The sequence below is a fragment of the Actinomadura oligospora ATCC 43269 genome (genome assembly GCF_000518265.1).
In the GTDB taxonomy this organism is placed as follows: Bacteria; Actinomycetota; Actinomycetes; order Streptosporangiales; family Streptosporangiaceae; genus Spirillospora; species Spirillospora oligospora.
Map to the genome: position 1 here is coordinate 83,978 of NZ_KI912411.1, position 25,407 is coordinate 109,384.

Annotated in this window: 22 protein-coding genes, 1 tRNA gene and 1 pseudogene; 7 read left to right on the forward strand and 17 right to left on the reverse strand. The window is 70.2% G+C overall.

Annotated elements, in window-relative coordinates:
• Positions 1-76: 76 nt before the first annotated feature.
• From P696_RS0137425 to P696_RS0137470, 10 genes are all read right to left on the reverse strand, one after another.
• Complete coding sequence (locus P696_RS0137425; protein ID WP_026416328.1) at positions 77-937, reverse strand: helix-turn-helix transcriptional regulator; 861 nt, start codon at positions 935-937, stop codon at positions 77-79.
• A 100-nt stretch (positions 938-1,037) separates the two neighbouring features.
• Complete coding sequence (locus tag P696_RS0137430) at positions 1,038-2,255, reverse strand: acyl-CoA dehydrogenase family protein (RefSeq protein ID WP_051468728.1); 1,218 nt, start codon at positions 2,253-2,255, stop codon at positions 1,038-1,040.
• A gap of 43 nt (positions 2,256-2,298) precedes the next feature.
• Entirely contained in the window at positions 2,299-3,120 is an 822-nt protein-coding gene (locus tag P696_RS0137435) for an HTD2 family dehydratase (RefSeq protein ID WP_026416330.1), read from the reverse strand.
• Complete coding sequence (locus P696_RS0137440) at positions 3,117-4,268, reverse strand: CoA transferase (protein ID WP_026416331.1); 1,152 nt, start codon at positions 4,266-4,268, stop codon at positions 3,117-3,119. The genes P696_RS0137435 and P696_RS0137440 overlap by 4 nt, the downstream gene beginning before the upstream one ends.
• A gap of 80 nt (positions 4,269-4,348) precedes the next feature.
• A complete protein-coding gene (locus tag P696_RS0137445; RefSeq protein WP_026416332.1) occupies positions 4,349-5,503 on the reverse strand; it encodes an acetyl-CoA C-acetyltransferase in 1,155 nt (384 codons plus the stop codon).
• Between the two features lie 35 nt (positions 5,504-5,538).
• Positions 5,539-6,156: a TetR/AcrR family transcriptional regulator gene (locus P696_RS0137450; protein WP_026416333.1), complete on the reverse strand. Its 618-nt coding sequence runs from the start codon at positions 6,154-6,156 to the stop codon at positions 5,539-5,541.
• A 14-nt stretch (positions 6,157-6,170) separates the two neighbouring features.
• Positions 6,171-6,950: an SDR family oxidoreductase gene (locus tag P696_RS0137455; RefSeq protein WP_026416334.1), complete on the reverse strand. Its 780-nt coding sequence runs from the start codon at positions 6,948-6,950 to the stop codon at positions 6,171-6,173.
• On the reverse strand, positions 6,947-8,128 hold the full coding sequence (locus P696_RS0137460; protein WP_026416335.1) for an acyl-CoA dehydrogenase family protein: 1,182 nt from the start codon (positions 8,126-8,128) through the stop codon (positions 6,947-6,949). The genes P696_RS0137455 and P696_RS0137460 overlap by 4 nt, the downstream gene beginning before the upstream one ends.
• A 76-nt stretch (positions 8,129-8,204) precedes the next feature.
• Positions 8,205-10,097: a SpoIIE family protein phosphatase gene (locus tag P696_RS0137465; RefSeq protein WP_026416336.1), complete on the reverse strand. Its 1,893-nt coding sequence runs from the start codon at positions 10,095-10,097 to the stop codon at positions 8,205-8,207.
• A gap of 84 nt (positions 10,098-10,181) precedes the next feature.
• A complete protein-coding gene (locus P696_RS0137470) occupies positions 10,182-10,964 on the reverse strand; it encodes a hypothetical protein (protein ID WP_034489210.1) in 783 nt (260 codons plus the stop codon).
• A 172-nt stretch (positions 10,965-11,136) separates the two neighbouring features.
• On the opposite strand from P696_RS0137470, the gene P696_RS0137475 reads away from it, so the two are divergent.
• Positions 11,137-11,210 (forward strand) — tRNA-Pro (locus P696_RS0137475).
• Positions 11,211-12,480: 1,270 nt separating this feature from the next.
• Here the strand turns inward: P696_RS0137475 and P696_RS50725 are convergent.
• The 6 genes from P696_RS50725 to P696_RS57155 are packed head-to-tail and all read right to left on the reverse strand — an operon-like array spanning position 12,481 to position 18,742.
• A complete protein-coding gene (locus P696_RS50725; protein ID WP_026416338.1) occupies positions 12,481-12,714 on the reverse strand; it encodes a MerR family transcriptional regulator in 234 nt (77 codons plus the stop codon).
• A 22-nt stretch (positions 12,715-12,736) separates the two neighbouring features.
• Positions 12,737-13,261: a hypothetical protein gene (locus P696_RS50730; RefSeq protein WP_211245953.1), complete on the reverse strand. Its 525-nt coding sequence runs from the start codon at positions 13,259-13,261 to the stop codon at positions 12,737-12,739.
• Entirely contained in the window at positions 13,258-15,708 is a 2,451-nt protein-coding gene (locus P696_RS0137490) for a site-specific integrase (protein ID WP_026416339.1), read from the reverse strand. The genes P696_RS50730 and P696_RS0137490 overlap by 4 nt, the downstream gene beginning before the upstream one ends.
• Positions 15,701-17,416, reverse strand: coding sequence for a tyrosine-type recombinase/integrase (locus tag P696_RS0137495; RefSeq protein WP_211245954.1), 1,716 nt, complete (start codon positions 17,414-17,416; stop codon positions 15,701-15,703). The genes P696_RS0137490 and P696_RS0137495 overlap by 8 nt, the downstream gene beginning before the upstream one ends.
• A gap of 11 nt (positions 17,417-17,427) precedes the next feature.
• Positions 17,428-18,390 (reverse strand): C40 family peptidase, encoded by a 963-nt coding sequence (locus P696_RS58545; RefSeq protein WP_026416341.1) that lies wholly within the window; start codon positions 18,388-18,390, stop codon positions 17,428-17,430.
• Between the two features lie 25 nt (positions 18,391-18,415).
• A complete protein-coding gene (locus P696_RS57155) occupies positions 18,416-18,742 on the reverse strand; it encodes a helix-turn-helix domain-containing protein (RefSeq protein ID WP_170026696.1) in 327 nt (108 codons plus the stop codon).
• Between the two features lie 180 nt (positions 18,743-18,922).
• Here P696_RS57155 and P696_RS50740 point away from each other — a divergent pair, with 180 nt between their 5' ends.
• From P696_RS50740 to P696_RS0137535, 6 genes are all read left to right on the forward strand, one after another.
• Positions 18,923-19,438 carry a hypothetical protein gene (locus P696_RS50740; protein WP_051468737.1) on the forward strand — a complete coding sequence of 172 codons (516 nt, stop codon included), beginning with the start codon at positions 18,923-18,925 and terminating at the stop codon, positions 19,436-19,438.
• 113 nt (positions 19,439-19,551) lie between these two features.
• The gene (locus tag P696_RS50745; protein WP_034489221.1) at positions 19,552-19,767 is read left to right on the forward strand and encodes a hypothetical protein; all 216 of its coding nucleotides are present in this window, start codon (positions 19,552-19,554) and stop codon (positions 19,765-19,767) included.
• Entirely contained in the window at positions 19,764-20,438 is a 675-nt protein-coding gene (locus tag P696_RS0137520; protein ID WP_026416343.1) for a DUF8175 domain-containg protein, read from the forward strand. Before P696_RS50745 ends, P696_RS0137520 begins: the two co-directional genes overlap by 4 nt.
• On the forward strand, positions 20,435-21,835 hold the full coding sequence (locus P696_RS0137525) for a TrbL/VirB6 family protein (RefSeq protein WP_026416344.1): 1,401 nt from the start codon (positions 20,435-20,437) through the stop codon (positions 21,833-21,835). The genes P696_RS0137520 and P696_RS0137525 overlap by 4 nt, the downstream gene beginning before the upstream one ends.
• Positions 21,825-23,297 carry an SCO6880 family protein gene (locus P696_RS0137530; protein WP_026416345.1) on the forward strand — a complete coding sequence of 491 codons (1,473 nt, stop codon included), beginning with the start codon at positions 21,825-21,827 and terminating at the stop codon, positions 23,295-23,297. Before P696_RS0137525 ends, P696_RS0137530 begins: the two co-directional genes overlap by 11 nt.
• Positions 23,298-23,310: 13 nt before the next feature.
• Complete coding sequence (locus tag P696_RS0137535; protein ID WP_245627964.1) at positions 23,311-24,756, forward strand: hypothetical protein; 1,446 nt, start codon at positions 23,311-23,313, stop codon at positions 24,754-24,756.
• A gap of 39 nt (positions 24,757-24,795) precedes the next feature.
• Here P696_RS0137535 and P696_RS59460 read toward each other — a convergent pair.
• Positions 24,796-25,371: pseudogene (locus P696_RS59460) on the reverse strand (DUF6000 family protein); the annotation flags it as partial.
• Between the last annotated feature and the right edge of the window lie 36 nt (positions 25,372-25,407).

The following is a 25,407-nucleotide window of genomic DNA, read 5'->3' on the forward strand; positions in this document are numbered from 1 at the left end:
ACACTGCCGCCGGGCGGCGGAGGGCGGCAGTGTCAGCTCATCCTGGGTGTGCCACCACCAGGCTGAGGTCAGCCGGTCAGCTGGCCTCCACCAGGCGCGGACGGCCGCTCATCAGCTTCTCCAGGCGTTCCATCGTCCCGGTCTCCGGGCGCGGGTTGTGCAGGACGAGGTTCATGCCCGGACGGTCCGGCAGCGGCAGCAGCGTGGCGTCGAAGACCAGCTCGCCCACCTCGGGATGCCGGATCGCCTTGGTCGCCTCGGCGCCCGTGCTCACGTCATGCCGCTCCCACAGCTCGGCGAACTCAGGGCAGACGGCGGCGAGGTCGGCGGCGATCCGCGGGAACTCGGGGTCGTCGGGGTGGCGGGCCATGTCGGAGCGGAACCGCCCGACGACGCCCGGCGCGTTGCGTTCCCAGAGGGTGTTGGTCGACCGGAAGCGGACGTTGGTGAAGTAGCTGACCAGGCAGTTGTGGTCGGTGTCGCCGTAGCCGAACACCACGCGCGCGGCGTCGTTGACGGCCTGGAAGCCCCAGTGCCGGTCCTGGACGTAGGCGGGACGCGGGGCCCAGGCGTCCAGCACGCGGATCAGCTCGGGCGACACCGGGACGGCCGGGACGGCCGCGGCGCGCGGCGGGTTCAGCCCGGCGAGCAGGTAGAGGTGCTCGCGTTCGGCGTTGTCCAGGCGCAGGGCCCGCGCGATCGCGTCGAGGACGTCCTCGGAGACGCGGATGTCGCGGCCCTGCTCCAGCCAGGTGTACCAGGAGACCCCGACCCCGGCGAGGACGGCGACCTCCTCGCGGCGCAGGCCGGGCGTGCGGCGGCGTCCGGCGTCGGGCATGCCGACGTCGGCGGGGGTGAGCCGGGCGCGGCGGGTGCGCAGGAACTCGCGCAGGCCGTCGCGGCGGCGCTCGTCCGGATCCAAGGACGTCTCGGGCATACCGGAAACCCTAGCCGCCCCTGGCGAACAGCCTGGCGGGAGCCCTGGCCGCCCTCGGCGAGCAGCCCCGCCGCGGCCGTCGCCGTGCTGTGCCGGAGTGCTAGCCGTCCTCGGCGAGGAGCCTGCGGCCGATGATCAGTTTCTGGATGTCGGCGGTGCCCTCGCCGATGAGCAGCATCGGCGCCTCCCGGTAGAGCCGCTCGATCTCGTACTCCTTGAAGTACCCGTAGCCGCCGTGGATGCGGAAGGCGTCCTCGACGACCTCCTTGCAGTACTCGCCCGCCAGGTACTTGGCCATGCCCGCCTCCAGGTCGTTGCGGTCGCCGCCGTCCTTGCGGCGAGCGGCCATGACCGTCATCTGGTGGGCGGCCTCGACCTTGGTGGCCATCTCGGCGAGCCGGAACAGGACGGCCTGGTGCTCGGCGATCGGCTTCCCGAACGCCTCCCGGCGCCGCGCGTAGTCGGCCGCCAGCTCGTAGGCGCGGCGGGCGACGCCGCAGGCGCGGGCGGCGACGTTGACGCGGCCGACCTCCACGCCGTCCATCATCTGGTAGAAACCGCGGCCCGGCTCGCCGCCGAGGATCTGACCGGCGGGAACGCGGTACCCGTCGAACAGCAGCTCGGTGGTGTCGACGCCCTTGTAGCCCATCTTCTCGATCTTCCCGGGGACGGTCAGCCCCGGCGCGACCTCGCCGAAGCCGGGCTCCTTGTCCACCAGGAAGGTCGTCATGCCGCGGTGCCCGGCGTCCGGGTCGGTCTTGACCAGCGTGGCGACCAGGTGGGACGTGCCGCCGTTGGTCAGCCACATCTTCTGCCCGGTGATCAGGTAGTCGTCCCCGTCCCGGACGGCGCGGGTGCGCAGGGCCGCGACGTCCGACCCGCATCCGGGCTCCGACATCGAGAACGCGCCGCGCACCTCGCCGGTCGCCATGCGCGGCAGGTAGTGCGCGCGCTGCGCGTCCGTGCCGTGGTGGGCGATCATCCAGGCGACGATGAAGTGGGTGTTGACGATGCCGGACACGCTCATCCAGCCGCGCGACAACTCCTCCACGACCAGCGCGTAGGTGAGCAGCGTCTCCCCCAGCCCGCCGTGCTCCTCGGGGATCATGAGCCCGAACAGGCCGAGCCGCCGCATCCCCTCGACGATCCGCTCCGGGTAGGCGTCGGCGTGCTCCAGCTCGGTCGCGACGGGCAGGATCTCCTTGTCCGCGAACGCCCGCACGGTCGCGACGATCTCCCGCTGCTCCTCGGTCAGCCCGAACGTCTGCTGCAGCCGTCCCCGCGCGTGAAGCCGTCCGCCCGCCTGAAGCCGTTCCATCGCACGCCCTCCGCCGCAAGTGCCCGCTTACATCAGCGTCACCCTACGAGAAGGTGGCGGTCAGCGCCGACACCGGCCCCGAGGCGTACGCCGCGCCGATCACGGCCAGCTCGCCGTCCGGATGCCCGACCACCGCGACCGGCTGGCCCGCGTACACCGGACGCCGCGCCCGGAAGGAGAACTCGGTCACCTTGTGCCCGGCCAGGCGCGGCAGCTCCAGCAGCAGGATCGCCAGCAGCGGCGCGTGGACGACCAGCCCGGAATGCCCCTCGACGTTGGTCGCGTAGTCCTCGTCATAGTGGATGCGGTGCGCGTTGTAGGTCAGGGCGCTGAACCGGAACAGCAGCACCGGGTCGGCGATGAACGTCGTCCGCCACGGCGTCTTGTTGAGCACCGGCTCCTTGTAGGACGGCTCGGGCGGAGCCGAGTCCGGCGCGCCGCAGCGGTACATCAGGTCCTGCTCCTCGACGGCGATCTTCTGCCCGTCGCGCAGGAACGTCTGCCGGACGGTCACGAACAGCAACTCGCCCGTGCGGCCCTGCTTGATGTTCGCGGCGACCATCTCGTCCCGGCGGGTGACGGTGTCGCCGACGCGCAGCGGCTCGCGCTGCAGGAACCGGCCCCCGGCGAACATGCGGCGGCGGTTCGGGATCGGCGGCAGGAACCGTCCCTCGGCGGGATGCCCGTCGGGGCCGAGCACGTCCTGCGGGGGACGTTCCAGGAAGTACAGCCACTGCCACAGCGGCGGCAGCTCCTCGCCGTCGAACGGCGCGCCGAGCAGGCCCGCCAGGCCGTGGGCGGGTCCGGGCTGAAGGATCTCGGTGGTCTCCTGCGGGTCCGGGCTCCAGCCCTGGATGTCGATCACGCAACGACTCCCTTCGCGCGTAGGTCGGCGGGGGAAAGGCCCAGCCCGGAGAGGATCTCGTCGGTGTGCTCGCCGAGCTCCGGCGCGGGGACGGCGGCACGCCGCCCGGCGCCGGTGTTCAGGGGGGACGCGGGCGCCCGGATCCGGCCCACGCCCGGCTGGTCGACCTCGTCCATCAGCGCGCTGGCGGCCAGGTCGAGATCGCTGAAACGCCGGTACGGCGCCCACAGCACCGACCCTCGCTTCAGCGCCTCCTCGACCTCCGGCAGCGTCCGCGCGGCGAACCAGGGCGCGAACAGCGCGGCGAGCGCCTCGCGATGCCGGTAGCGGTCGCCGTCGACGGAGAAGTCGGCGTGCAGCAGGCGCGCGAGCTCACCGACCGTCCCGGCCATGCCGGTCGCCTCGCACAGGTCGGCGAAGTGCCGCCGCGTCAGCGCGACGACCATCACCCGGTCTCCGCCCGCGAGGGCGAAGTCGCGTCCGAAGCCGCCGTACAGGTGGTTGCCGATGCGTTCGCGTTCGACGCCGAGCTGCGCCTCGGCCAGCAGCCCGAGGTTGCCCGCGGTCGCGAGCGCCACATCGTACAGCGGAAGCCTGATGTGCGCGCCCTCGCCCGTCCGGGAGCGGCGACGCTCGGCGGCGAGCAGCCCGACCGCCGCGTACAGGCCGCACGCCACATCCCAGGCGGGCAGGACGTGCGACACCGGAGCGGCATGGTCGGACGGCCCGGTGACCAGCGGAAACCCGATCTCAGCGTTCACGGTGTAGTCGACCGCCGGAGCGCCGTCCGCCTTGCCCTCGACCTGGAGCAGGATCAGATCCGGACGCGCCTCGCGTAGTACCTCATAGGACAGCCATCCTCGTCCGACCGCGTTGGTCAGGACGATCCCCGCCTCGGCGGCCAGGCGCGTCACCACGTCGCGGCCGTCACCCGAGCGGAGGTCCACGGTGACCGACCGCTTGCCCTTGTTCATGCCCGTCCACAGCAGGCTCGTGCCGGACGGCGCGAGCGGCCAGCGCGCGGTGTCGGCCGCGCCGCCGAGCGGATCGACCCGCACCACGTCCGCGCCGAGCTGGGCCAGCGTCATGCCGCCGAGCGGCGCGGCGACATAGCTCGACACCTCGACGATCCGCAGACCTTCGAGCATGGGCGTCCTCCCTGGGGGGCTCCGCCCGAGTATGCCGGAGACGCCGGAGTCCACGGGCCACCGGCCGCTGCGATCCGCCGTTACAGGCGCTCCAGCACGGTCACGTTCGCCTGACCGCCGCCCTCGCACATCGTCTGCATGCCGTAGCGTCCGCCGGTCCGCTCCAGCTCGTGCAGCAGCGTCGTCATCAGCCGCGCGCCGGTCGCGCCCAGCGGATGCCCGAGCGCGATCGCGCCGCCGTTCGGGTTCACCCGCGCCGGGTCCGCGCCGGTCTCGCGCAGCCAGGCCAGCACCACCGACGCGAACGCCTCGTTGATCTCGACGACGTCCATCTGCTCGATCCGCATGCCGCTCTTCTTCAGCGCGTACGCGGTCGCGGGGATCGGCGCCGACAGCATCCGGATCGGGTCCTCGCCGCGCGCCGACAGATGGTGGATCCGGGCGCGCGGCGTCAGCCCGTGCTCCCGGACGGCCCGCTCGGACGCCACCAGCAGCGCCGCGGCGCCGTCGGAGATCTGCGAGGCCAGCGCGGCGGTGAGGCGTCCGCCGTCCACGAGGGTCCGCAGGCCCGCCATCTTCTCCAGGGTCGTGTCGCGGCGCGGCCCCTCGTCGTCGGTGACGCCCTCGATCGGCGCGATCTCACGCGTGAACCGGCCCTCGTCGATCGCCCGAATCGCCTTCTGGTGCGAGGCGTAGGAGTACTCCTCCATCGCCTCGCGGGAGATGTCCCAGTCGCGCGCGATCTGCTCGGCGCCCGCGAACTGCGTCACCTCCCCGTCCCCGTACCGCCGCACCCAGCCCTTGGACCCCACGAACGGCCCCCGGTCGAACCCGAGCGGCTCGGCGGCGGTCATCGCGTACGCGATCGGGATCTGCGACATGCTCTGCACCCCGCCCGCCACCACCAGATCGGACGTCCCCGACAGCACGGCCTGCGCCGCGAAGTGCACCGCCTGCTGGGACGAGCCGCACTGCCGGTCCACGGTGACGCCGGGCACCTCCTCGGGCAGCCCGGCGGCCAGCCACGCCGTCCGCGCGATGTCCCCCGCCTGCGGTCCGACGGTGTCGACGCACCCGAACACCACGTCCTCCACGGCGGACGGGTCGATCCCCGACCGTTCCACCAGCGCGTTCAGCACGTGCGCGCCCAGGTCGGCGGGGTGGACGCCGGCCAGGCCGCCACCGCGCCGTCCGACGGGGGCGCGGACGGCGTCGACCAGGTATGCCTCGGCCATCGGGGGGTCTCCTCTGCTGTCAGGTCGCTCTACCGTCAGGTCGCCTGGATGCCCTCCAGCACCATGGCGAGGTACTGCTTGGCGATGTCCTCGGCGGACAGCCGTCCGCCGCGCTGGTACCAGTTCGCCGCCACCCACACGGTGTCGCGGATGAACCGGTAGACGAGCCCCCGGTCGAGGTCGGCGCGGAACGCCCCCTCGGCGACGCCCCGCTCCAGCAGGTCCGTCCACATCCGCTCGAACCGCCGGTGCGAGTCGAGCAGGTAGGCGAACCGCTCGCTGGTGGCCAGGTGCTTGGACTCGTTCTGGTAGACCACGACGGCCGGACGGTGCCGGTCGATCGACCGGAACGACTCGACGACCAGGGCCTCGAGGGTCTCGCGCGCGCCGAGCCCCGCGTCCAGGACGCGGTCGTAGGCGGCCCACATGTCGTCCAGGAACGTCGAGAGGATCTCGTCGGCCATCGACTCCTTGGAGTCGAAGTGGTAGTACAGGCTGCCGCCGAGGATCCCGGCCGCGTCGGCGACCTGCCGGATCGTCGTCGCCGAGTACCCCTTCGAGGCGAACACCTCGGCCGCGGTGGCGAGCAGCTCGGCCCGGCGTTCCGCGCGCGCCGCGGCGGTTCCCTCGGCGTCGCGCCGTCGTGGACTCATCGTGTTTCGGTTTCCTAAGGATGCTGAGAGGAGACGGAGACGACCTCGCCCGTCATGTAGGACGCATAGTCGCTGGCCAGGAAGACCATAACGTTCGCCACCTCCCACGGTTCGGCGTAGCGGCCGTACGCCTCACGCGAGGTCAGCTCGTCCAGCAGGTCCTGCGAGGTGACCTTGACCAGGTGCGGATGCATCGCCAGGGACGGCGAGACCGCGTTGATCCGGACGCCGAACTCGGCCGCCTCCAGCGCCGCGCACCGCGTCAGCGCCATCACGCCCGCCTTCGCCGCCGCGTAGTGCGACTGGCCCTTCTGCGCCCGCCACCCGATCACCGACGCGTTGTTGACGATCACGCCCGCGCCCTGGTCGCGCATGTGCCGCAGCGCGGCGCGCGTGCACCGCATCGTGCCGTTGAGGGTGATGTCGAGGACGCGCGTCCACTGGTCGTCCTCCATGTCGACCAGGTTCGCGGTGCCGCCGAGACCGGCGTTGTTGATGGCGACGTCGACACGTCCGAAACGCTCGGCGGCCGCGGCGTAGAGCGCCTGGACCTGCGTCTCGTCGGTGACGTCGCAGGGACGCGCGGCGACGCGGTCCTCGCCGAACTCCTCGGTCAGCTCTTCCAGGCTCTTGCCGAGGCGGCGTTCGTGCGCGTCCGAGACGAACACCCGCGCGCCCTCCTCCAGGCAGCGGCGGGCCGCCGCGCCGCCGATCCCGGCCCCGGCGGCGGCGGTGATGACGACCGACTTGTCCGTGAGCAGCCCATGCCCTGGCACGTAGGTCGGGACGGTCATGGACGCGCCTCCCTCGGCAGTCCGAGCACCCGCTCGGAGATGATGTTGCGCTGGATCTCGTTCGACCCGGCGTAGATCGTGTCGGAGCGGGAGAACAGGAACAGCCGCTGCCAGTCGTTCAGGTCGTACGGCTCCCCGTCCGCGACGAGACCTGCTGCGCCGAGGACGTCCATCGCCAGTTCGCCCAGCTCGCGGTGCCAGGTCCCCCACACCAGCTTGGAAATGGACGACTCGGGCCCCGGCGCGCCCGACGCCACGCCCGCCATCGTCCGCACGGCGTTCAGCCGCATGACCTCCAACCCCATCCAGGACCGGGTGAGCCGGTCGCGCAGCAGCGGATCGTCGATCGCGCCGGTGCGGCGGGCCAGGTCGATCACGCCCTCCAGCTCACGCCGGAACCCGACCTGCTGGCCGAGCGTCGCGACGCCGCGCTCGAACCCGAGCGTCGCCATCGCGATCCGCCAGCCGTCGCCGGGCGCGCCGACGATGTTCGCCGCATCCGTGCGCGCGCCGTCGAAGAACACCTCGTTGAACTCCGACGTCCCCGTCGGCTGGACGATCGGACGGATGTCCACGCCGTCCTGCCGCATCGGGACCAGCAGGTACGACAACCCCTGGTGCCGCGACGAGCCGGGCTCGGTGCGGCACACCACGAAGCACCAGTCGGCCTCCAGGGCCAGCGACGTCCACACCTTCTGCCCGTCGATCCGCCACCCGCCGTCCTCCAGGACGGCCCGCGTCTGCACGTTCGCGAGGTCGGAACCGGCGTTCGGCTCGGAGTACCCCTGGCACCACAACTCGTCCACGGCGACGATCGGCGGCAGGAAACGGGCGCGCTGCTCGTCGGTGCCGAAGGCGATGACGGTCGGCCCCAGCAGGTTCTCGCCGATGTGGTTCACGCGGGCGGGGGCGCCCGCGAGCGCGTACTCCTCGTTGAAGACGACCTGCTGTTCCAGGCTCGCGCCGCGTCCGCCGAACTCCTTCGGCCAGCCCACGCACGTCCATCCGGCGCGCGCCATGTGCCGCTCCCAGGCGAGCCGCTCCTCGTGCGCCTCGTGCTCGCGGCCCGGTCCGCCGAGGCCGCGCGCGTGCGCGAAGTCCCCGGACAGGTGCGTCTCGAGCCAGTCGCGGACCTCGGCGCGGAAGGCCCGGTCCTCGGGGGTCTCGTTCCGGTTCACGCCCCGGACTCTACCAAACGGTTGTTAGAAAGAATGGCCGCGGACGTCCCCTTTCGAAGGGCGTCCCTCGCCCGCCTCAGGCGACGCGGAAGGCGAACAGCGTGGTGTCGTCGGCCGAACGGTCGTGACCGATGCGCTCCAGCACCCGGTCCAGGACGGCGTCGGGCTCGGCGTCCTCACACTCACAGAGGATCTCGCACAGCCGCGCGATGCCATCCTCCAGATCGGCGTCACGCCGCTCCACCAGGCCGTCGGTGTAGAACAACACCAGATCACCCGGCTTCAGCAACGTCGAATGCGTCCCGTAGTCGTACTCCGGCGCCGCACCCAGCAGCGGATCGGCCTCGACCGACAGCGGACCGGCCTTGCCGTCCCGCAACAGCACCGGCGGCGGATGCCCCGCGCTCGCCCACTCCAGATAGTGCGACTGCGGCTCGAAATGCGCCACGACGGCCGTCCCGGTCGCCGCGGGCTCCAGATCGCAGACCAGGTCGTTCAGCCAGCCGACGAGCCGTCCGGGAGACCGTCCCGTGTAGGCCATGCCGAGCAGGCCGTTCCGCATGCGCGCCATCGCGGCCGCCGCCGGAAGCCCGTGCCCCGCCGCGTCACCGACCGCCATCAGCGCCCGGCCGTCCGCCAGCGAACGCGTCGCGAACCAGTCGCCGCCGATCCGCGCCTCGCTCTCGGCCGCCAGCGACCGCACCGCGATCCGCACGCCGGGCAACCTGCGGACGCCACCGCTCTCCGGATCGGGCAGGATCGCCCGGCGCAGCGTCGCCGTGACCCGGCGCTCCTGCGCGGTCAGCGCCTGCTGCCGCAGTATCTCCCGGCGCGTCCGCGCCAGCGCCCGCTCGACGCCCCGCCGCCGCGTGATGTCCTGCGACACCAGGTTGATCGTCACCGGACGGCCCGACGCGTCCAGCACCGGCTCGGCGAACACCCACAGGTGCCGCTGCCGCCCGCTCGGCAGGACGACCCGGTGCTCCACCTCGACCGGCTCCCGGCGCGCGAACAGCGTCCGCAGCCCCTCGGAGATCAACTCCCGGTCCTCGGCGTGGATCACCGCGCCTAGCTCGTCCGGGACCATCGACCCGGCCGTCGCGTCCAGCCCGTAGTTCGCCGCCATCTGCGGCGACCCGGTGATCCGCCCGGTCGCCAGGTCCCACTCACCGAAACCGATCGCGACCAGGCGCTCGGCGCGCTCCAGCCGCCAGCGCATCCGGTCCTCACCGCGCAGGTACCGCCACGAGACGACCACCCCGGTCTGGACGGGCACGCACCGCACGGTCATCCGCGACGCCCGCGTCACCCCGTCCCGCGCGGACGAGTAGAGGAACGGCCCCCGCGCGAACGGCTCACCGGACTCCAGAACCCGCACATACGCCGCGAACAGCCCCGACAGCGCCGCCCCGGGCTCGATGCGCAGCAGGCGCCGCCCGACCAGCTCGTCCGGGGCCCGCTCGAAAAGATCATCAACCGAGGCGTTCACCCCGGCGTACAGGAAGTCGACCACGCGCCCGTCGGCGTCACGCACGGGCACCAGATGCGCCGAGGACGTCAACGACGCGTCCAGCACGGCCCGCGCGCCCGGATCGTCCTTCAGCGCCGCGAGGATCACCGCGTCCTGCGCCGTGTCGGCCGCCGCGACCCGCCGCAGCAACTCCTCCGCGACCGGCTCGGCCTCCGGCGGCGCCTCGGCGACGACCGCCCCGCGCCCGACCCCGCCGAGCGGCGCGTCCGGGTTCTCCGCGACGGCCCGTCCCCCGTCGACGACCAGCGCGGCCGCCTCGTCCAGCTCGAGATCAAGATCCCGCGCCAGCCAGATCAGATGCTGCAGCGCCTCCCCGGACGGGCATCCCAGCCGGTCCGCGAGCACGACACGAGCCTCAGCGAGGACCGCGCGCTCCTGCGCCCCGTCCCCTACGCCGGCCAACTCGGCGCCCATCGGCATCGCATCCGTCTCCGTCACCCGGTACCCCTCACGACATTCACGACCGTACAGTCACGAACACCATGTAAACGGATGCCCATCCCTTAAATCAGTAAAGTCCGATCATCCCCCGGCAGCCCGGAACACCTCCCGCGTAAGGCCTGTGACCTGCCGATACGCGGTCGAGAAGGACGTTCCGGCGGGCTGCAACGTGAGCACCACCACGATCTTGTCCCCCACGATCCCCGTCGTATGCAGCACCGGCCGCCCGACCCCGAGATCAGGCCCCAACGCGGGCACCGCCCCATGCGAACACGGCCGTCCCGGCGCGTCCCCGAACCCGGACCACCCCTGCTTCACCGCCCACGGCCGCTTCAACGCACGCGGAATCCCGAAGTACTGGTCGAAATGATCGGTCCCGCACCGCGTCGCCCGCCGAAGCTCCCCGAGCACCTTCTCCCGCGCCCGCTCCGGCGCCCGCCCCTGCAGATACCGGTAGATCTTCACGACGTCCGCCGCGCTCAGCGCCGAGTACCCCCAGAAGCCCGGCTTCTCCGCCGGCGGCGGCGCCGTCTCCGTCAACCCGATCTTCCGCGCCATCCGCGTCACGATCGCCCCGCGCCCGTTCCGCCGCCACAACTCCGACGCCGCCCCGTCGTCACTCGACCGCAGCATCGGCCCCAGCAGCGGATCGTCCCCCTTCTCCAGCTGGTCCAGCGCGATCAGCAACTTGATCACCGACGCCGACCGGAACACCCGATGCGGATGATGCTGCAGCACCAACCGCCCATGCTCGAAGACCGCGTAAGAAGCCCGCACCCCATCAGGCACCCGAACCGAAGCCCGCGCCACCGGCGACCGCCCCTCGGGCGACGCGCTCCTGACCGCGCTGCTGCTCTCCACCACGACCGGCGCCCTTCCGTCCGCACACCCGCCGAGCGCCAAGCCCAACCCGACGACGGCGCCCACCCGGCGCCCCACCGCACCCAGCACCGACCCGCCACCCGCTTTCCCGGTACGCACTAGCCCTGGAACTGCGCTAGAGTAATCACGCCCGCTCAACGAGGGGGCAAAACACCGGGACGTAGCGCAGTTTGGCAGCGCACTTGACTGGGGGTCAAGGGGTCGTGGGTTCAAATCCCGCCGTCCCGACCGGAAAGTAGCAGGTCAGAGGCCGGTTCTCCACCACGGAGAACCGGCCTCTTGATCGTTTGTTAGCCATTCGTTAGTGGCTCAACCCCCACCACAGGCCACCCAGCCGGTTCACACACCACCCCAACGGACCCCGTCCACCCCCACGCCAAGCTCCGCGTTCACATCCCCCACCCCCCGCAAACACTTCTCCGCGCCTCCGCATCCGCACCTCCCCGCCGCTCGCCGCGACCCGCCCCTCGGATAAATCCGACGAATCACCCACAGGACAACGCGCCGCCTCCACCCAATCCGCACGGGACGGTCGCGCCGACGGCGGTCCCGCGAGCGACGACGCGGAGGGACCATCCCCGCCTGCGCGGGGAGCAGTAGTCCAAGGTGCCGGCGTAGCCCGCCTCGTAGGGACCATCCCCGCGTGCGCGGGGAGCAGGTTCACCTCGGCCAGTCCGCCGCCGGATGGCGGGGACCATCCCCGCGTGCGCGGGGAGCAGGGATGAGGAGCACAGGGAGCAGATCCGTGGCGGGGACCATCCCCGCGTGCGCGGGGAGCAGCGCAAGACCACCAAGCGGAAGATCAAGTGGCCGGGACCATCCCGCGTGCGCGGGGAGCAGACTCACTGACCTGCACGTTTGCGCGGCCACAGCGCCAGTTTCGAGCACTTCATGCGAGTCCGACAAATCGGACACACCTCTACACCGTCGCCAGTGGATGGCGGGACGGAATTCGACCAGGCCCAACCTGTGGCGGATCTGCGGAAGGTAATTGCAGTCTCCGCTACGAGCTTGAGCGCGCTCAAACGCTGCATGCCAGCGAATGTACCCAGCCCCCGGAAAGAGAGGTGGTGGCTGCGACGTGATCGCGAGTTGCCGGGACATAGCATGAAGTAGGCCAGGCGCTGATCACCACGACAATGCCCGACCGAGCCAGGGTCCTCCACTCCGTTCCGTCGGGCCACTCGACCTCGAGTAATGATCTGGGTGCTTCGTCAGCTGTGAAACGAGAACGGAGAACTTCACTCGTTGGGGCACGCCCCCGATAGTCGCATCAAGCTCGGTGTCACCGCTTGGCGGACACACAACCATCCTGCTGAGGCGCAACCTTCAGGCGCACCTGCTCACCACATGCACGGCTACCGTTTGCTGTGCCTCGACGGCGGGCTGTCGCACGGTTGTCCGCCGTCCGCGTGTCAGTGATCGAATGGGGTTAGAGGAGCGTGTGCTTGGCGGGACGGATCCGGTGGAGGATCCTGTCCCGCCAAGCACGGCGCTTTTACGGTGCGTCGCCGTTATGTGAGGTGCATCGTGGCTGCTCGCCCAACGCGGTCATGATCGCGGCCGTCGGGACTCGGTAGCCGGTGCCCACTCTGATCACCCGGCATGGGAAGCGGTCCTCCTTGGCAAGGATGTACGCGTAGGAGCGAGAGATGCCGAGTGCTCTGGCTGCTGTGGGGATGTCCACGACAGTCGGGAGGCGGTCGAGGTCTGAGCGGTTGAAGGCGTCCATCAGGTCCTCCTTGATCGGCGGTTCAGGTGAAGCACCAGCCGGTGTCGCAGGAGCCATCGCCGTCCTCCTCGAAAGGCAGGAGGTCGGCGGTGGGGACGACGGTGGCGAGCGGTGCGTTGTGGCGAGTGAGATAGACGGGATCCTTGCCCAGGGCCGTGCGGCGGGAGTTGATGAGCGTTTCCAGGTCGCAGGCTCGGGTGAACAGGTCCGGGTTGTCTCGGCGCATGTCTTGCCAGGCGGTGAGCCTGTGGAAGGGGCAGAACCAGCAGGCGCTCTTGGGCGGGAGGGGCAGTCCGGCCGAGCGGATGATGCGGGGACAGTCGGCACGGCGGATGCCGAGGTCGAGTAGCGGGTAGACGATGTGTTCGTACGGTTCGGAGCGTCGAGCGTTCGCCCGATAGATCTCGTCGACGCTGATTCCGATGCCGATGGTCGCAGGGTTGGTTGCGGTGGCTCCGTGTGCCTTGAGCCAGCGGCCGATGACGCGGATCTTGAAGTCGGCGGTGCTTATCTGCACTACGTCCGGCTGGGCAACTCGGGCGGTCATGTCGCGGTCTTCCCCGTCTCGGGCACCGAGGGGATGCCGAGGCTGACGGTTGGCCGATCGGCTCGTCGTTGGGCGTCCTCTCTCTTGGCGCGCAGGAACGTCAGGGTGAGGTCGATGCCTTCGATCTCACCGAGCCAGGCTTCGGCCTCGGCTCGTGCCCGCCGGTCAAGAAGGTCGGCTTCGATCTCGGTGAGCCGGGCCAGCATCTTGGGGTTCACGTGCAGGACTGGGCAGCGGATGCAGGCGTGTTCGTGCTGGCAGGGAGTTCCGTAGGGGCGGCCGCAGGAGCCGAGTTCGACCTTGCGTTTGTCGAAGTGCTCCTCGAACTCCTGCCACTCTTCGGTGCCGGCCGAACGGTATTCGTCGGTTGGCCGGATGGCGCGGCGGGCGGCGAGAAAGTTGGTGTAGTGGGCGATGACGTCCTCGTCGAAGATCGCGACGTAGCCGCGGGTGGTTTGGATGTTGAGGTGGCCGAGCAGGGCGGCGCCGATGTGGATGGGCAGCCCGCTGTTGACGAGTTCGGTGGCGAAGATCCTGCGGAAGTCGTGCGGAGTGAACCTCACCGTCTTGAACGCCGGATGGCGTTCGGCCAGAGCTTGGCCGCAGCGTTCCAGCATCGTGATCACGGTTCCGGAGGTGAACACGTTGGAGGTGGTGCCGGTCTGGCGCTGGAACAGGAAGGGCAGTTCGGCGCTCCAGACCTTGTCGTGCGGGTCGTAGCGGCTGATCCGGGGGATGCTCCGACCGCCCTGGGTGTGTCGACGGACCACGGCGGCGATGACGTGGAACAGCTCGGTGCTCATCGGGATGACGCGCTCGCGGTCGGTCTTGGATGGGGCGATGACCAGAAGTGCGATGACCTCACCGTTGGGGCGTTGGTATTGCCGGATACTGAGGTGGGTCAGCTCGCTAAGTTCCTCGATCCGGATGCCGGAATGGCGCAGGGTCTCCACGCAAGCCCAGCTCCAGAACGCGGTCTCTTCCTCGACCTCGACGTTGAGGATCTCGCCGGTGTTCTGGTTGAGGACGCGGGGTGGCGGCGGATCGTTGGGGTTCCTCTTGCGGTCGGTGTCGGTGACCACCCGCTGGTAGGGAATGCGGTCAAGGACGAAGGCCTCGCCCTCGTCGGCCTGGCGGGCGCGGTCCAGCAGCAGGCGGGTGTGGTCGTAGCGGGTCTCGACGTACTCGACCAGCAGGGGCAGCAGCGGCTGCCGCTGGCGGGTGCGGTCAGCCGAGCGTTCGTTGATCCGCCGCCGCCGTTTGCCTAGCCCGCGCAGCTCCGTCGGCGGGACGGGACAGGGCGCAACCCAAGCTCCCCAGAGTTCGGGTTCGTCGGCGGCCCAGGTGTGCAGGTCGTAGTAGAAGCTCCGGACCGCGATCACGATGCTGTCCTGTTGGGTGCGGACCGTGCCGTCGTCCTTGGTGATGATCGTCTGCCGCCAGGACCTGTAGGTTTGCGGGGAGATCCGCAGGTCGGCCTGGCCCGGATTGATCCTTTCGATCTTCTCCCAGAAGTGGTGAGCCAGGGTCAGGACGAGCGTCTTGAGTGAGGCGTAGTCCAGGTCGGCAGCGCGGCGCGTGAAGTAGTCGATCAGCAGTTGCCGGACGGCCCGGTTGCCGATGGCGTAGCGGTCGACGAGCTGCTCGATGGAGCGTGGACCGCGAGTGAGCGCGATCCGCATGGTGGGCGGTGTTCCGTCGGGGAACAGGCCCATCTTCTGCATGATGTCCCAGGTGGAGCGCCCCACGAATCGGTTGGCGGCCTGGCCGGGCCCGAGCATGCCAGCGCGGACCCGACGCGTCTCGTGCGCGTGGTGCAGCAGCGCACCATGCGTGACGTCGCCCAGTGCCACGCCCTGGATGGTCAGCAGGTCACATAGATCCTTGATCGCGTCACGACGGAATTGCCACGGAGCGTCGAACTCGACCGCGAACTCGACGAACTTCTCCAGCAGCGGATCAGCTTGCGCCTGGATAAAGAACTCGGGGTAGTTCTGGAAGGCGTTGGAACGAAACGCCAGGTTGGAAGGCTGGACGACACGGAGGCAAAACATTGTCCGGACGCCGGTGGAGGCCGCGATGCCGGTCGAGGCAAGAGTTCCCACGTCACTGCCGTTGACCTCGCCGCGCCCCAGAGGGCTGGCGTCCCAGCGTTCCTGCCAGACGTCGCCAGGAAACTCCAGCAGGTGACGCAGGATCGCCCGAACAGCACGGGCGCGTTGGGAGCAGGTCGCGCCCTGTCCCTCCCATGTGTCGTGGGCCAGACTGGCCAACTGATCGACCGAAGCCCGGCTCAGGTCTCCATGAGGGCGTGGCGGGCTAACGGTCGTAGCGGGCTCTGTCTCCGTCTCCTCGGAGTAGAACCGGCTGGGAAACCCCAGCTCTTCGATGAACGGGCCGTGCCGCCTGCTGACTCCGGTGGTGCGCCGTCCCGTCACCTCAGCCACCGAACACCGCCGCGATGTCCTCAGCCGCATACCCGGCCGCGTAGCGGGGCTGCGGACGCGGCCGGGAGTAGTGCTCGTTAAGCCTGTCGAACAGCTCCTCCACCCGCACCGTCACATAGCGGCCGGTGGTCTGGATGCTGGCGTGTCGCAGGATCGCCTGCACCTCCGGCAGCGTGAGCTGCGGGCTGTTGGCCATCCGGGTCGCGGCCGTGTGACGCAGGTCGTGCCAGGTCCAGTTCGCCCCCAGCAGCTCATTGGCGCGCTGCAACACCCGGCGTAGCGCCCAATAACTCAACGGCCGGTCCGGACCTCGACGCGTCCGCCAAACCGACTCCCCCGACCGTGGCCTCCCGACCTCGTCCAGGTAGGAGGCCAAGCGGACAAACGCCTGCGGGGACGCCGGCACCGCCTCCCGCAGCTGCGTCCCCTTGGAGATCACGTAGATGCGCCGGCCCGCCCAGTCGACATCCTCCGGAGCCACACCCAGCAGCTCGGCCGCCCGCACGCCGCTGGAGACCGCGAACTCCAGCAGCGCGCGGTCGCGTTCGCAGCCCATCGCCGCGAACAACTCGTCCCAGCGCTGGTCCGGGATCGCCCGCGGCGGCCGGTCGGGGACCTTCTGCCGCAGCCGCGCGCGGGCCACCACCGGCTTGGGTTCCAGCGGGCTCAGGTGCGCCAAGGCCCGACGGCGCTGGGCCGAGGAAGGCACCGGATTGACCACCGGCCCTCGACAGTGATGCCCGTGGTACTCGTAAAAGCTGCTGACCACCGACAACGCATGGTTGATCGTCCGCTTGGAGTAACCGCACTGCAGGGTCGGTTTGCCGGTAACCAGGTTCACCGCCCCCGGACCCGGCGCTCCGGCCGTTCGGCGGCGCTGCGGGTTGGGGGCCGTGCGCAGCCAGCCGACCATCACGGCGACGTCCGCCTCGGTCGCGCGTTCCCAGCTCACCTCCAGCAGCCACAGCACCCGGAACCATCGCAACAGCCCGAACGCGTAGCTTCGACAGGTCAGCGGGCTGCAGTCGCCCAGCACAAGGTCCTCCAGATACTCGGTCACCGCGTCGATCTCGACCGACGACGCGTCCAGCACCGCGTACGGGGGATGCGCTCGTGTCGTCTCCACAACCGCACCAGACCGGGGGATCGGCACGCGGCCTTCCATCACTTGGCGTCGCAGGTCCACCAGGCACTCCTTGATCAAGACATGAGAAGCCATGATCAGCCATGAGTGGATGGTGCAGATAACTGAGCAGGAGCGGGTGCCGGGGGCGCCGTTGCTCATTCGGACGGGGATGGGGATGGAGCGGGAGCCTTCGCGGGTGAGGCGGCCGTAGAGGGTTTCGGTGCTGCCGTCGCGGCGGACGCGCCGCAGTTCGCGGATCGTGAGGTTGTGGGCTTGGGCGTAGGGGATGGCGTGGCGGCGGAGATAGGTCAAGGTGGTGGGGTTCTCGCTGTCGTCGCCGACGTTGGCGAACAAGAAGGTGTCGAAGTCGAGTTCGCCGCGGCCAGCCAGGACGAGCGCAGCGGTGGATTGCCAGCCGCCTCCGAAGCTGAAGGCGCGCAGGCGTCCGCAGGGCGGTCTCTTGGCCGGGCGTCGAGGGGCGGTATGGGCGCGGCGCAGCGCGGGTTGCGTGTCGGGGACGCTGCATAGACGGGTGTGACGACGACGGGGAGCGGGCTCGGGGCGCGGATGGATTGAGGGCATATGGCCTCCGGTCAGGTTCGGGTTTGTGGGCTTGGGCGGGTGGCGCCGATGTATTGGTGTTCGCGGTAGGGGTTGCCGGTGAAGGTGGTGGTGCGGACGACGTCGCCGGTTTGGGGGGCGTGGATCATGCGGCCGTTGCCGAGGTAGAGGGCGACGTGGTGGATGGTGGCGGGGTTGGTGGTGTCGTGGGCGAAGAAGAGCAGGTCGCCTGGGGCGATTTGGTTGCGTGGGATGTGGGGGCCGTCGCGGTATTGGTCGGCGGCGATGCGGTCGAGGTGGATTCCGGCTTGGGCCCAGGCGTATTGGGTGAGGGCGGAGCAGTCGAAGCCGATGGTGTTGGCGCCTTGGGCGATGCCGCGGGTGGGGCCTGAGGTGTTGCCGCCGCCCCAGGAGTAGGGGGTGCCGAGCCAGTGGAGGGCGGCGCGGACGGCGGTCTGGCCTCGGATGGTGGCGGTGGGTGCGGCGTAGGTGGCGGCGAGCGCGAGGACGCCGGTGACGTAGGCGCTGCTGTGGTTGTAGGCGTAGAGGGCCGCGCGAAGGTGGGTCCCGCCTTGGCCTGCGTGGTTGGCGCAGAGGTAGTGGGCGGCGGTGTGGATGGCGTCGGCGGGGTTATAGCGGTCGGTGCGTCCGTCGTTGTCGCCGTCGGTGGCGTAGCTGGTGAAGGTGGCGGCGAGGAACTGCATGGGGCCGCCGGCTCCGGCGTGGTTCTCGCCGGAGCGGACGCCGGGTTCGGTGGAGCGGCCGTGGTCGGATTCGGTTTTGCCGATGGCGGCCAGGATCGCCCAGGACAGGCCGGGGCAGGTGTGGGCTGCGTCCATGTACCAGCGCAGGTAGTCCGGTGAAATGTCGCGGCGGGCTTGGGCGGTGGGTGCGCCTGCGACGTCCGGAGTCGGGCTGCTGGACGATGCGCTGGGGACGAGTAGGAGCAGCAGTGCGGGCAGCGTGGCTCCGGCTGCGGCGGCGATTTTCAGCATCGGGGCCGCCGGGGCGGGGTGCGGGTTAGTCGGTGGTGGTGGCTTCGGTGTGGGCGCGGCGTTGGGCTCGGTAGCCGGCGCGTCTGGCGGGTTCGGTGGGCTGGTTCGGGTCTGGGTCATCGGCGGTCCCCGGTTCGTGGTGGGGCTGCCGCAGCACCTCGCGGACCGCTTCCCAGGAGTAGCGGAAGTCTTTGCCGGTCTTGAGCGCGGGGATCTGTCCTGCGTGCGCCATGCGGCGGACGGTCTGGGCGGACAGGCCCAGCTTGGCGGCCAGTTCGGCGGTGGTGAGGACGTCCGGATCGCGGCCGGTGGCTGCGCTCGCGTCGGCGCCTGTGCCGGGTCGGTCGGCCATGTCGGCTCCTGGGGTCGGGGTCACGGTCTCGCCCTTCATTCTCGTGGACGTGGTGCTGCGGAGGCACGTTCTTCGATGCGTTGAAGTTTGATGAACATGCTTGGCGATACTTGCGCTCCATAATGTTGCCACGTACGGTGCTCGCATCGCAACTCTGAGCAACTGACCGGAGGTATCCGGATGCAACTCGGAAGAATCGAGCTCAACCTGACCACCCCGCTCCCGCCCTCCCCCACCGCGTTCAGCCCAGGCGATCTGCGTCTGATCGGAGCGCATGGCGGAGCGGGCACCACAACGCTGGCCGTCCTGCTCGGCGGGGCACTCGACCTCGGCACCACCGAACACATCCCTGAGGTGGACGACACGCCGATGGTGCTGGTCACGCGGAACACCGTGCCCGGATCACGCCGAGCCGTGACCGCCCGCCACTACCTGGGGCGCGTCGGCCACCAGGTGCGGGTGCTGGCCATCGTCGACGACGGTTTCGGTGAGCCGCAGGACGCAGCGTCGCGGTTCGCGCTGCTGGCACCGCAAGTCGCTGGAGTGGTGCGCGTGCCGTTCATGCCCGCACTACGCCTGGCCACCGACCCGAGACGGATCGCCGTCTCGTCGAAGGTGCGCCGGGCACTGGATCGGATCCTCGCCCTGGCCGCCCAGCCAGCGGGCAGCGTCGTTCCGGCCGCGAGGGAGCGCTGATGTTCCTCCCCCCTCACCTGCTGGGGCTGATATTGCTGACCGGCCCCCAGGCCGCTCCGTCCCCTGGCGGCGGCCTTCAGGTTCCTGACCCGGCGCCGAGTCCCCCGCCTGGCTTGGACGAGAAGGTGAACACCCTCCTCGGCTGGGGGAAGTGGGCGGTGCTGATCTGTGGTGTCGCCGGATTGTTCATCTGCGCTGGACAGATGGCGATCGGCCGTAAGAACCGGTCGACGTTCGCCGCTGACGGCGCGACCGGCATCCCCTGGGTGCTGGGCGGGCTCAGTCTGGCCGCGACCGCCTCCGCGATCGTGGGGGTGTTCTTCAAATGAACCGCCGTCACGTTCTGATCGGAGCCGCCACGGGTGCGGTGCTCGCCCTAGGTGCGTTCACGCTGCTGCCGGACGGTCCTGAGGACCACCTCCTTCGAGTACCGCGCGTCGCCGGCGACCAGCTCCAGTCCTCGCCGGTCACCCCGACCTCCGGGCTGGTGTGGCGGGACTTTCACGGGTTCCGGCTGCCGTACTCGGCGTCCGATGGCCCGAACGCCGTCGCGGATGACCGGGCTGCCGGCTTCGCGCGCAGTCCGCTGGGTGCGCTGCTGGCTGCGATTCATGTGTCGGTGCGTTCTGATCCGCGCTGGGGGTTGGCGACGGCCACCTCGACCGTGAACACGCAGTTCGTCGGCCCTGACCGGGCCGGAATGCTCGCCTCCATCAACACCGCGCCGCTCGCACCGGGCACCCCGCACGCCTACGCGACCTTGGAGGCGTTCCGCTGGCAGGGCTACACGCCGGAGACCGCGAGTGTGGACGTGGTGTCGGCCGGTCCCGGGGACAGTGACCAGGTCGTCCGGGCCGCGACGCGTATCCAGTTGCAGTGGCAGGACGGTGACTGGCGCGTGGTCGCCCCGCCTGGCGGGACCTGGCTGGGGTCGGCGGCACCAGTCGGTTCCCTGGACGGGTACACGCGCTTCCCGACCGCCGGGGAGGGTGGCCGATGATGCTGCTCAATGCCGTGCCGCTCGCGCCGCCGTGCAGCACCGTCCTGGATCCGCAATGCGTTCAGACCGTCGACCACCACGACGGACACGCCTTCGGCATACCGCTCCCCGACATCGCCGCCGAGGCCGGTAGCAACGCGTTGGACAGTCTCGCCAAGGCGATCACGTCCGCGGTGAAGTGGTTCGTCTCGCAGACCTCGTCCTGGTGGGTGCAGTCCCCGTCACCGAACCTGGAGACCGAGCCCGCGGTCGCACGGATGCACGAGCTGATGCAGCCGCTCACAATCGCCGTCGCTGTCGGGGCGCTCCTGGTGGTGGCCGCGAAGCTGACCCTGCTGCGCCGCGCAACGCCTCTCATCGACGCCGGAACCGGCCTGGCCGTCCTGGCGGTGGTGAGCGTGCTGGGGGTGGTGCTGCCCAACCGGCTTCTGGAGTGGGGTGACCAGTGGGTGTCGTGGGCGCTGGACGCCTCGGCCGCCGGCGGGTTCGCGAACAAGATGACGAACCTGATGCTGTCTGGTCAGGGTGTCCCGGCCGTGCTGGTGGTGATCCTCGGGCTCCTCGCGCTGTTCATCGGGATCATCCAGGCGCTGCTGCTGGTTCTGCGTGGCGCGGCGATCATGCTGCTGGCGGGGATGTTGCCGCTGGCGGCGGCCGGGATGATGACCAACGCGACCAAGGGGTGGTTCAAGAAGGTCGCCGGGTGGATGCTCGCCCTGATCTTCTACAAGCCGGCCGCCGCGGCGGTGTACGCGACCGCGTTCACCTTCGTCGGCAACGGCGAGAACCTGCAGACCAAGATCGCGGGCTTCGCGATGATGCTGCTCAGCCTGATCGCCTTCCCCGTGCTGCTGCAGTTCTTCACCTGGACGACCGGCAACGTCTCCTCCGGATCCGGCGGCGGAATCATGAACAGCGTCATGGGCGGAATGACCGCGATCGGCGCCCTGCGTGGATACGGCTGGGCACCCGGAATGGCCGGTCCGGGCCCAGGAGGCGGCACGGCGAGTGAACACGCCAGCCGCCTGTCCGAGCAGCTCGGCGATCAGCACACCTCGAACCAGTCCGGAAGTGGCGTCCCCGGCGTCCCCGGAGGCAGTGGCAGTGATGGTGCCCAGAGCCACACTTCCGCGTCCTCCTCGCCTGAGCAGTCCGGAGCATCTGACGCGGCGGCGCCGACCGGTAGTGCAAGCCAGACCTCGGACGCGGCGGCGGGTTCGATGGCCTCGGGCAGTGAGCCAGTCGGTCCAGCCACCGTTCGTATGGCGGATCGGGAGCGGCAGCGGGGACCGGAAATGATCCGCTGGCTCGGCAACCCCACAGGAAGCGGTGGTGGCGGCGCGTCGAGCGATCCGTCCGGTGCGGGGGACGCGGGAGGTGGCGCGAGTGGGGCCTGAGATCCGTACCTACGGCGGCTGGCGGCGCCGCCATGGAGTCGGCCTGCTCGGCCTCGACACCACCGCGACCTTCGCCGCGCTTGCAGCCGCGATGGTCCTGGTCGTCCTCGCCTCGAGCTGTCCGGCCGTCCTGCCATACGTCGCGGGGCCTGTGTTGCTCGTGGCCGGGCTCTGCCTGATCCGAATCGATGGGATCCCTGTCGGGCGACTCGTCCAGGCGCGTGTGCGCTGGTGGTGGGCGGTTCTGCGGGGACGGACGCGTTACCTGGCGGGGATCGTGGTGGAGCATCCACGCGCGTGCCAGCTCCCAGGTGTTCTGGCTCCCTTGACGTTGCTCAGCGCCGAGGACGGCCGCGGCGGCCACTACGGCATCGTCTGGGACCGCCGCACCGGCCTCCTCACCGCGACGCTGCGCGTCGTTCCCTCCTCCACCTGGCTGGCGGACCGAGCCGACAGCGACACCTGGGTCGCCTCCTGGGGCGGCTGGCTGGCATCGCTCGGGCATCTGCCGCAGATCCGATGGGTCAGCGTCACCGTCGACACCGCCCCTGAGCCCGGCTCGACCCTCGCCGACGCGGCGGCACGTTCGGTGGATCCGGACGCTCCGGCATCCGCGCGGGCGATCCTGGACGAGCTGGTACGGACCGCTCCGGCCGCTGCCGCCGACGTGGACACCCGTGTGTCGATCAGTTTCGATCCGCAGGCGTCGCCGACCAAGCCGCGTTCACTCACCGAGGCCGTCGCCGAGCTCGGCCGCCTGCTGGACCGGCTGGCGTCGCGGCTCGGTGGCTGCGGGGTGTCGGTGTTGGGGCGGGCTTCGGCGGCGGAGATCGCCGGGACGGTGCGGATCGCGTTCGACCCGGCATGCCGCGGCGAGGTCAACCGGCTCCTGTCCTACAGCATCCCGGAGGTGTTGAGCTGGGGCGATGCCGGGCCGCTCGCCGCTCACGAGCACACCGACCGCTACGAGCACGACGGGGGCGTCTCGGTCTGCTGGGGATGGCACGAGCCGCCCCGCCAGCACGTCCGCTCCGACGTCCTCGCGAGTCTGGTCGCGCCGGGCCCGTTCCCCAAGCGCATCACGCTCCAGTACCGGGCTCTTCCGGCAGCCGCCGCGAATCGGGTCGTCCAGCAGGAGGTCAACGCCGCGTCGTTCCGTGCGCAGTTCCGCCGCCGGACCGGACGGGACGAGACCGCCCGCGACAGCGTCGACGCCGCCCGCGCCCACCAGGCCGCAGCGGAAGAAGCCGCCGGAGCGGGTGTCTGCCTGGTGTCGATGTACGCGGCGGTCACCGTCACCGATCCCGAACTGCTTCCCCGGGCGGTCGCACATGTGGAGTCCGCTGCCGACACGGCCAAGATCCGGCTGCGTCGCCTCTGGGGAAGCCAAGCCGCCGCGTTCGCCACCACCCTGCCGTGCGGAATCTGCCCGCCCGACCTCACCCACCGCTTCCCCCGCTAGGAAGGAGCCACCCGTGCCCAGCAAAGCACCTGCCGAGGCCGCCGCGATGGCCGAGCCATTGGCTCCCTCATGGGGCTGGAAGCACCCAGGAGCCGGACGCGCCGCGCACATCGAAGCCGCACCGGAATTCCAGGCGACCACCAGCCAGGTCTGCGGCCTGTTCCCCTTCACCGCCGGATCCGGCACACCGACCGTCGGAACTCCGATCGGACGGCACCAGCTGTGGGGCGAGGTCGTGTGCTGCGATCCGCTGGCCTGGCTGCGCGCCGGACTGGTCACCAACCCGGGAATGTTCGTCCTCGGCCAGCCCGGCACCGGCAAGTCCACCCTGGTGAAACGGCTACTGACCGGAGCGGTCGCGACCGGCACCACCCCGATCGTCCTCGGCGACACCAAACCCGACTACACGATGCTCGTCGACCACCTCGGCGGCCAGGTCATCCGAATCGGGCGCGGCCTCGACCGCATCAACCCCCTGGACGCCGGGCCGTTGGCTGCCGTCACGGGACCCGGTTCGGACACCCTGCGGTGGGAGATCCGTTCACGTCGACTGTCGCTGCTGCTCGCACTGGCGACGCTGGTCCGCGAATCCCGGATCACCAACGCCGAGGAGGTCGTCCTCGGCCGGGCCCTAGACCTGCTCGACGACCGTCTCGACGGCGAACCGACCATCCCAGACGTCCTGCGCATCCTCGAGGAAGGACCGGCCGAGCTGCGCGCCGTCACCCGCACCGACTCGCCCGCCGCCTACCGCCAGCACACCCGTGAGCTGGCGTTCACCCTCGAACTGCTGCTGACCGGCTCGCTCGCCGGGGTCTTCGACGCTCCCACCACCCGTCCCCTCGATCTGGACGCGCCCGCGATCAGTGTCGACATCTCCCGCGTCCGGGCCGCTGGGGACAAGCTCCTCACCGCCGCGATGCTGTGCACCTGGGCGTACGCGTTCGGCATGGTCGACGCCTCCGCCGCGCTCGCCGACCTCACCGGAGCACCTCGCCGCACCCACCTGGGCGTGATGGACGAACTCTGGCGCGCCCTGCGCGGAGCGCCCGGCCTGGTCGAGCACGCCGACGCCCTGACCCGCCTGAACCGCACCAAAGGCATGGCCTCCATCATGATCACCCACTCCCTCTCCGACCTGGACGCCCTACCCAGCGAGGAAGACCGCGCCAAAGCCCGCGGGTTCGTCGAACGAGCCGCCATCACCGTCCTGGCCGGACTCCCACCCCGTGAACTGGGCCGCATCCACCAGATCACCCCGCTCACCGGACCCGAACAGCACCTCGTCGCCGCCTGGTCGGCCCCCGACTCCTGGCAGACCAGCGCCCGCCACCCGGGACGCGGCAAGTACCTCATCAAAACCGGCGAACGCCTCGGCATCCCCGTCGAACTCTCCTTGGTCGGCCCCGAGATCGACCTCTACGACACCGACCAAGCCATCCGCGGAGGCGCGACATGACCCGCCATCCGTCATTCGCCCCGTCGCCATCAGCCGATCGGTGAAGACCAGCAGCTCAGTCAACCAACGCTGCCATTCGCTCGGCTCGTCCTCGGCGAAGGCCGAGCGCGCCCACAGCCCCTCCGAGCCAAGGAAGCGCTGAGCGCGGTCGGCGCCCAGGTCAGCGTCCAAAACCAGGAGTGCGCCCATCGCCCAACCCTGGTCGTAAGCGAACTCGGGATGCGGCAGATAAGTCTCCAGGTATCGCGTCAGAACAAGGGCGTCGGCCTCCTGGCCGAAACGCGCGAGCGCCAAACAGTATCCCTGCCCCGCGTACGTCAGCTCGCTGGAGAGCAGCAGCTCACCCAACCGATCACGGAACTGGACGCGGCGGTCCAAGGCGATCAGCCATGCAGCGGTCAGTCGGGGGCGCCAATCCAAATCCAGCAGCAAGTGAAGGTCCTCATCGCTGATCTCCCGTGCGTCTTGAGTCAACCTCTTCGTACTGCCCCGGCCGCGTTTTTCATCCATCAGGTTCCCGTGCAACAGATCCAGGTAGCGGCGCTTGCGCTCGGTTGTCACGTACCGGCGAACAAGATCCAATTCCTGCGCGGTAGAGGGCGCGCGAAAGCTCATCGCGCCATCCTTCCCCTGCGGGGACAGCTTGGAAAG

Coding starts and splice junctions, on each gene's coding strand:
- P696_RS0137425 (WP_026416328.1), bottom strand. CDS start 937: ATGCCCGAGACGTCCTTGGATCCGGACGAGCGCCGCCGCGACGGCCTG.
- P696_RS0137430 (WP_051468728.1), bottom strand. CDS start 2,255: ATGGAACGGCTTCAGGCGGGCGGACGGCTTCACGCGCGGGGACGGCTG.
- P696_RS0137440 (WP_026416331.1), bottom strand. CDS start 4,268: ATGCTCGAAGGTCTGCGGATCGTCGAGGTGTCGAGCTATGTCGCCGCG.
- P696_RS0137445 (WP_026416332.1), bottom strand. CDS start 5,503: ATGGCCGAGGCATACCTGGTCGACGCCGTCCGCGCCCCCGTCGGACGG.
- P696_RS0137450 (WP_026416333.1), bottom strand. CDS start 6,156: ATGAGTCCACGACGGCGCGACGCCGAGGGAACCGCCGCGGCGCGCGCG.
- P696_RS0137455 (WP_026416334.1), bottom strand. CDS start 6,950: ATGACCGTCCCGACCTACGTGCCAGGGCATGGGCTGCTCACGGACAAG.
- P696_RS50725 (WP_026416338.1), bottom strand. CDS start 12,714: ATGGACGCCTTCAACCGCTCAGACCTCGACCGCCTCCCGACTGTCGTG.
- P696_RS50730 (WP_211245953.1), bottom strand. CDS start 13,261: ATGACCGCCCGAGTTGCCCAGCCGGACGTAGTGCAGATAAGCACCGCC.
- P696_RS0137495 (WP_211245954.1), bottom strand. CDS start 17,416: ATGCCCTCAATCCATCCGCGCCCCGAGCCCGCTCCCCGTCGTCGTCAC.
- P696_RS58545 (WP_026416341.1), bottom strand. CDS start 18,390: ATGCTGAAAATCGCCGCCGCAGCCGGAGCCACGCTGCCCGCACTGCTG.
- P696_RS57155 (WP_170026696.1), bottom strand. CDS start 18,742: ATGGCCGACCGACCCGGCACAGGCGCCGACGCGAGCGCAGCCACCGGC.
- P696_RS50740 (WP_051468737.1), top strand. CDS start 18,923: ATGCAACTCGGAAGAATCGAGCTCAACCTGACCACCCCGCTCCCGCCC.
- P696_RS0137520 (WP_026416343.1), top strand. CDS start 19,764: ATGAACCGCCGTCACGTTCTGATCGGAGCCGCCACGGGTGCGGTGCTC.
- P696_RS0137525 (WP_026416344.1), top strand. CDS start 20,435: ATGATGCTGCTCAATGCCGTGCCGCTCGCGCCGCCGTGCAGCACCGTC.